Origin of the sequence: Tissierella creatinophila DSM 6911, assembly GCF_001940565.1 — a bacterium.
GTDB lineage: Bacteria > Bacillota > Clostridia > Tissierellales > Tissierellaceae > Tissierella_A > Tissierella_A creatinophila.
Genome location: NZ_LTDM01000017.1, coordinates 26227 through 32871, shown reverse-complemented (window position 1 = coordinate 32871; position 6645 = coordinate 26227). Strand labels below are relative to the sequence as shown.

The following is a 6645-nucleotide window of genomic DNA, read 5'->3' as shown; positions in this document are numbered from 1 at the left end:
TAATTATATCCATAAGAGCATCTCCTTTTTGTATATTATTAACTGGTTTTGTCACCTATATAATATCATATTTGGAATGCTCTTATTTTATTTTTAATTATTTTCCCCAATCTAATTTTACACTAACAATAATAGATTACATTCCTTTTACACTTTATAGTTAAAGAAAATTTATGGGTATATTAAAACTCAAACTGTCATCTTATTGACTAAATAAAAAAGTAGACATATAAAGTATATGCAAATAGATCTTTAAAGTTTATTATATTTTTATATGTAAAATATCCACTATAGAAATAAACATTAAATTTAAAATATTAGATGCTATTATAACACTAGATAATATAATTTTTTTAACATTTGTTCCCAATATTATATATCGTATTTACAATAATTTCAACAAGTCATTAAAAAAAGACATCTAGATGCCTTTTTTTAATGACTTGCTATACTTCAAGACTACTAAAAACACTTTTAGCTGCTCCTATCATACCTGCATCATTTAAATAAACAGCTGGTAAAATCTTCATGGTATTTGGATTATTTGAGAGCTTTTTATAACTTTTTATCATCCCATTCCACCAATACTCTCTTGAATTAATTACTCCTCCACCTATTATTATTCCATCTGGATCAAAGATGTTTTTCAAACTTACTAAAAACACTCCTAAATTATTTATAAATTCTTCTATTACTTCTATCGCTATCTTATCATCTATATCTTTAAATATATCTATACCTTTTTTATACTCACCAGATTTTTCTTTATATATTCTTTCTATAGCTGTTCCCGAAATATATCTCTCAACACAGCCGTTTTGACCACAATTGCACTTTTCTCCAAAAGGATAAAGTATTGTATGTCCTAGTTCTGCTGCTTGATATCCCTGACCTTTTAAAATTCCTTCTTTTTCTAAATAAATAGCTCCTCCCACTCCAGTTCCAAGGGTTATCATTATAAAGTTTTTTAAGTCCTTTGCCACTCCTATCCAGCGTTCACAAATCGCTGCCACGTTTGCATCGTTTTCAACAAAAACTGGAAGTCTTGGAAATCTTTTATTTATCCCTTCTCTTATGTTTGTATTTGCCCAGTCTTTTATGTTTCCTCCAACTTCTAAAACCTTTCCATCCTTTGAATCTATAAACCCCGGAGAACCTACTCCAATTCCAAGTATTCCCTCTTCTAAAAGTTCTTCTATAACTTCACTAATTCTATTTAATACATCCATTTTACTACTAGCTGAAAATGTCTCCCTATGACCCCTTCTTAATATTTCTCCTTGTTCATTTATTACCCCTCCATATATACTAGTTCCACCTAAATCTATACCTATTACCTTCCTCACATATTATTCCCCCTTTATGCTTGGCTATAATGAGTTTACTTTTTTCAAAAAATCATCTGTTAACTTATTTATCTTTTCTATATCATATTTCATTAAAGATTTATCATTTATTTTATATTTTTTCTTTAAGCTAATAATTCTATATACCTTCTTATCTATTTCTTCTTCACTTAAAATCTTTTCTTCTACAGCTTTTTCTATAGCTTCAAAAACGAGTCTTGGGTTATCTCTTCCGTGACAGATTAATAAGATATCTCCTCCTGATTTTAAGAACTTTACACTTGCCTCCTCTAGGCTATAAGTTTTGATTATAGCCCCCATAGTCATATCATCTGACATAACTACTCCTTTAAAAGATAAATCTTCTCTTAAAAGTTTTTCTATTATACTTTTAGACATTGTAGCAGGATAGTCTTTATCAATATCTTTATAAAGTATATGTGCTACCATTATAGCATCAATATCTTCTTTTATAGCTTTTTTAAATGGTATTAGTTCTAAGTCTTTTAACTCATCTTTTGTCTTATAAACTACAGGAAGATTTTTATGTGAATCTACTGATGTGTCCCCATGGCCTGGAAAATGTTTTACTGCTGATATAAGTCCTTCCTCTTTTAATCCCTTTACAACAGATATACCATTCTTAGATACTATTTTCTCAGTATCACCAAATGATCTATCTCCTATCACAGGATTTTTAGGATTAGAATTTATATCTAATACTGGAGCAAAATCTAAATTAAACCCTAAAGATTTTACACGGACACCTATAACCTTTCCATATTCAAAAGATATTTCTTCTCTATTTGCATTGCCAATCATCTTAGCAGAGGGGAGCTTTAGAAATTCTTTAGGAAGTCTACTCACTCCTCCTCCTTCTTCATCTATGGAAATAAATAGAGGGATACTGTTTTGTGTATTCTTTTCTTTTATATCATTTATTAATTTAAAAGATTCATCTGCGTTTCTAATGTTTCTAGAAAAAAGTATAAATCCTCCCACTTTATAATTCTCTATATAATTTTCTATATCAGAATTTATGGACGTCCCTTCAAAACCCACTACAAGAAGTTGACCTATCTTTTCTTTAAGAGTCATACCTTCTATTTTTTTTAACAATATATCCTTTTCATGATCTGAATCATCTTTATCATTTAATTTTACAGAAATATTGTCTTTTTTATCTACTTTTTTATTTAAACTTTTATTTTCTATTGAATTACAACTTATAGCTACTAAAACTACTAAACATAATAAAAGAATATGGAAAGGCTTCCTTTTCACCTAAATCTCCTCTTTCGTTATAATTTTATTTTAACTTATATATTGAGTCTTTACAATAACATAAAAAATAAAACCTATTTTTAGGTTTTATTTTAATCTTTTTCTATATTTAGTAATTTCCATTTCATTTGCTAATACAAAATGTTCAGGTTCAATTTCTATCCATTTTGGAGGATTTTCTATATAGTTATGAATTTTAGAATCATATATTTTTAATCTTTTATTTTTCTCCCTTATTGGATCTGGCAATGGTATAGCTGATATAAGAGATATCGTATAAGGGTGAAGAGGGTTTTTAAATAGCTTTTCAGTTGGAGCCATCTCTACTATCTTACCTTTATATATTACTGCCACTCTATCTGTTATAAATTTTACTACGGATAAATCATGTGCAATAAATAAATATGTAAGTTTTTTTCTTTTCTGTAATTCTAATAAAAGATTTAATACTTGGGCTCTAATAGAAACATCAAGAGCAGATATAGGTTCATCTGCAATGATAAATTTAGGCTCCATGATTAAAGACCTAGCTATTCCTATTCTCTGCCTTTGTCCTCCCGAGAACTCATGGGGAAATCTAGATGCAAATTCAGGTAATAATCCTACATTAAGTAGTGCATTATGAACTTCTTTATTTATTTCTTTCTTACTTTTCTTTTTATTTAAATTTAAAAGCCCTTCAGATATTATATAGTCTACCTTTGCCCTCTCATTTAAAGAAGCCATTGGGTCTTGAAATATCATCTGTATGTTCTTTTTAACATTTCTTTCTTTTTCCCTACTGAGTTTTCCTGATATATCTTCTCCTTCAAATATAATTTCCCCATTTGAAACCTCATTTAGTCTAATAATTGCTCTTCCAATTGTAGTTTTGCCAGAACCTGATTCCCCTACTAAACCAAATGTTTCACCTTTATATATATTAAAGCTTACCCCGTCTACTGCTTTAAATCTATTCTTGCCCTTCCCAAATTCTACTTCCAAATCTTTTACTTCTAATATTGGATTTCTATTCATCTCTCTTCCCTCCAAAGTATTTATTTAAATTTTTTATACCTTCAGGAGGTTCTACTAGTGGTGCTTTTGGATCTAAAAGCCATGTCTTAGCTTTATGTGTAGGACTGATGGAAAAATAAGGTGGTTTCTTTACAAAGTCAATATTTAAAGCTCTAGGATTTCTCGGAGCAAAGGCATCTCCTTTTATTTCTTCAAATAAATTTGGAGGTGTTCCTTCAATAGAGTATAGTGCTTCACCTTTTTTGCCTAATTGAGGAAGTGAAGATAAAAGTGCCCATGTATAGGGATGTTTTGGATTATAGAATACTTCTTCCGCTTTTCCTATCTCTACAATATCTCCCGCATACATAACTGCAACTCTATCAGCAACATTTGCAACTACTCCTAAATCATGAGTTATATAGATAGTTGTTAAGTTATATTTTTTCTTTAATCTCTTTAGTAAATTCAATATCTGCGCTTGTATAGTTACATCTAATGCTGTAGTGGGTTCATCACATATCAATATCTTAGGATTGCAAGCTATAGCTATTGCTATAACAACCCTTTGCCTCATACCTCCTGAAAATTCATGAGGATAACTATCATATCTCATAGAAGCTTTACTTATTCCCACATCTTCTAATATTTTTATAGCTTCTTCTTTTGAACTCTTCCCTCTTATATCTCTATGAAGTTCTATAGTCTCTTTGATTTGTTTTCCCACAGTTTTTAATGGATTTAAAGAAGTCATGGGTTCTTGAAAAACCATTGCGATTTCTTTACCTCTTATCTTAATCCAATCTTTTTCTTTTTTATATGTAGAGAGATCTTTTTCCATATATTTAATTTTGCCACCATCTATAAAACCATTTTTGTCTAAGAGCCCCATAAAGCTCTTTGTAAAGACAGATTTTCCCGATCCAGACTCTCCTACTATAGCAAGGCTTTCGCCTTTATATACATCAAGTGAGGCCTTTCTAATCGCAGTTAGTATCTCCCCTCTTAGTCTAAATTTAACAACAAGGTCTTTTACTTCGAGTATCTTTTCTTTTCTTTCCATAAGATTACCTCCTATATATGATTTTTAGGATCAGCTGCATCTGCAAATACATTTCCTATAATATAAAAAGATATAGTTATAATAGAAAGTATAATAGAAGGAAATATAAGTTGATATCTTAAAGTACTGTTCATCATTACACCTCTACCTTCGTTTATTAAATTTCCAAGTGAAGGTATATTTATTGGAAGTCCTAGTCCTATGTATGTTAAAAACACCTCACTACCTATAGCAGCAGGAATTGCTAAAGCCATACGAAGCATAATAACAGATACTAAATAGGGAAGTAAGTTTTTTAAAATTATTTTTGTAATAGATGTTCCGAGTGTCTTTGATGCTAAATTATATTCCCTATCTCTTATTATAATGATTTGATTTCTTATAAATCTTGCCATTCCTATCCATCCTGTTATACACATGGCAAAGATTAGTGTTCCTATACTTGGTTTCATTATATAAGTTAAAAGTACCATTATTATAGTTGTAGGTATATTGTTAAAAACATTATATATTTCTGTTATTATTCTATCTAAACTTCTAATATATCCCCATAAAGAACCTATTATAATTCCAATGATGGCTTCCCATACGCCTACTAATATTCCTATGAGTAAAGAAGTCCTAGTTCCACTCCAAATCCTAGACCAAAGGTCTTGACCTATAGAATTAGTACCAAATAAAAATTCTTTTCCTGGTGGATGATTTACAAATTGCATATTTGTATCAGGATCAATAGCAATTTCTATAGGAGACATTTGATTAGGTAAGTATGGCTGTATAATTGTAAAGGTCAATAAGATTACAAGTATAAAAAGAAAAAAAACTGCTACTTTGTTTTTAGAAAAAACCCTAAAAGTAGAACCCCAATAAGAATAATTAGAATATCCGCTTTTCTTAGCTAAACGTCTATCAAATTTTGCAAATTGGAAAAGATTATCATTTAATGAATCGGTTAGTTTTACTATTTTTTTAGAATTCATTATTTCCCACCTGCCTTTTTAGATAGAGTAATCCGAGGATCTAAAAGAGCCATAGATATATCCCCTATAAAAAGACCAAATATACCTATAGACGAATAGATAAGTACTAAAGCTTGAACAAGGGTATTATCTTGTCTTTGAATTGCATCTACTAGCAATCCACCCATTCCCGGAATTGAATATAGAGATTCTATATATATAGATCCTGCTATTGTAAAAAGAATCGCACTGGGCAGATATTGAGACATAGGTACAAATGCATTTCTAAGTACATGTGAAATCATAACTTTTCTATTTTTCATTCCCTTAGCTCTAGCAAGTTTTACATAATCTTTGTTTATCTTATCTACCATATATCTTCTCATCCACATAGCATAAGAAGCAATTCCACCTAAAGACATTGATATTGTAGGCAATATAAATGATAGTGGTCTATCTACTGAAAAAAGAATCGGAAGATTAAAGCTTCCGGTTAAATATATTTGAATAAATAAATAATAAATAGCAGAAGGGATTGCATTTATTAGGACTATATATACAGTTCCTATTTTATCTAAAAAACAGCCTTTATTTAGAGCCATCATTATGCCAAGTGGTATCCCTATCCCTAAAGATATAAACATAGCTGCCAATCCAAAATTTAAAGAATAAGGAATTTTAGATTTTAATATGGTAGATATATCTACTTTAGGTCTATATATTATAGATTTTCCTAAATCACCTTTTAAAGTTTGTTTATAAAAATTTAAAAGCTGTATATGAATTGGATCTCTAAGTCCCATATCTTCAAGTATAGCTTCTTTTTGAACTTCATCTAATTTTTCATAACTATCACCAAAATATCCATCTTCAGGCATAAGCCTCATAAGTAAAAATACTATGGTTATTACTATAACAAGTGTCATTAGAGATTGAACCAATCTCTTTAAGGTATACCTTATCATATGAATCCTCCATTCACTTTAAAATTAATGTG

At 29.6% G+C, this 6645-nt stretch carries 6 protein-coding genes; all 6 read right to left on the bottom strand.

The window, feature by feature from the left end:
• Positions 1–446 precede the first annotated feature (446 nt).
• On the bottom strand, positions 447–1346 hold the full coding sequence (locus TICRE_RS06130; protein ID WP_075726177.1) for an ROK family protein: 900 nt from the start codon (positions 1344–1346) through the stop codon (positions 447–449).
• 24 nt (positions 1347–1370) lie between these two features.
• A complete protein-coding gene (gene nagZ / locus TICRE_RS06125; RefSeq protein WP_075726175.1) occupies positions 1371–2630 on the bottom strand; it encodes a beta-N-acetylhexosaminidase in 1260 nt (419 codons plus the stop codon).
• Positions 2631–2717: 87 nt separating this feature from the next.
• Positions 2718–3647 carry an ATP-binding cassette domain-containing protein gene (locus TICRE_RS06120; protein WP_075726173.1) on the bottom strand — a complete coding sequence of 310 codons (930 nt, stop codon included), beginning with the start codon at positions 3645–3647 and terminating at the stop codon, positions 2718–2720.
• Positions 3640–4689, bottom strand: coding sequence for an ABC transporter ATP-binding protein (locus TICRE_RS06115; protein ID WP_075726171.1), 1050 nt, complete (start codon positions 4687–4689; stop codon positions 3640–3642). Before TICRE_RS06115 ends, TICRE_RS06120 begins: the two co-directional genes overlap by 8 nt.
• Positions 4690–4700: 11 nt before the next feature.
• Positions 4701–5669 (bottom strand): ABC transporter permease, encoded by a 969-nt coding sequence (locus TICRE_RS06110; protein WP_075726169.1) that lies wholly within the window; start codon positions 5667–5669, stop codon positions 4701–4703.
• On the bottom strand, positions 5669–6613 hold the full coding sequence (locus TICRE_RS06105; RefSeq protein WP_075726167.1) for an ABC transporter permease: 945 nt from the start codon (positions 6611–6613) through the stop codon (positions 5669–5671). The genes TICRE_RS06110 and TICRE_RS06105 overlap by 1 nt, the downstream gene beginning before the upstream one ends.
• Positions 6614–6645 lie beyond the last annotated feature (32 nt).

Excerpts from the sequence above, each read along its gene's own strand:
- TICRE_RS06120 (WP_075726173.1), bottom strand. The coding sequence starts at position 3,647 with ATGAATAGAAATCCAATATTAGAAGTAAAAGATTTGGAAGTAGAATTT.
- TICRE_RS06115 (WP_075726171.1), bottom strand. The coding sequence starts at position 4,689 with ATGGAAAGAAAAGAAAAGATACTCGAAGTAAAAGACCTTGTTGTTAAA.
- TICRE_RS06110 (WP_075726169.1), bottom strand. The coding sequence starts at position 5,669 with ATGAATTCTAAAAAAATAGTAAAACTAACCGATTCATTAAATGATAAT.
- TICRE_RS06105 (WP_075726167.1), bottom strand. The coding sequence starts at position 6,613 with ATGATAAGGTATACCTTAAAGAGATTGGTTCAATCTCTAATGACACTT.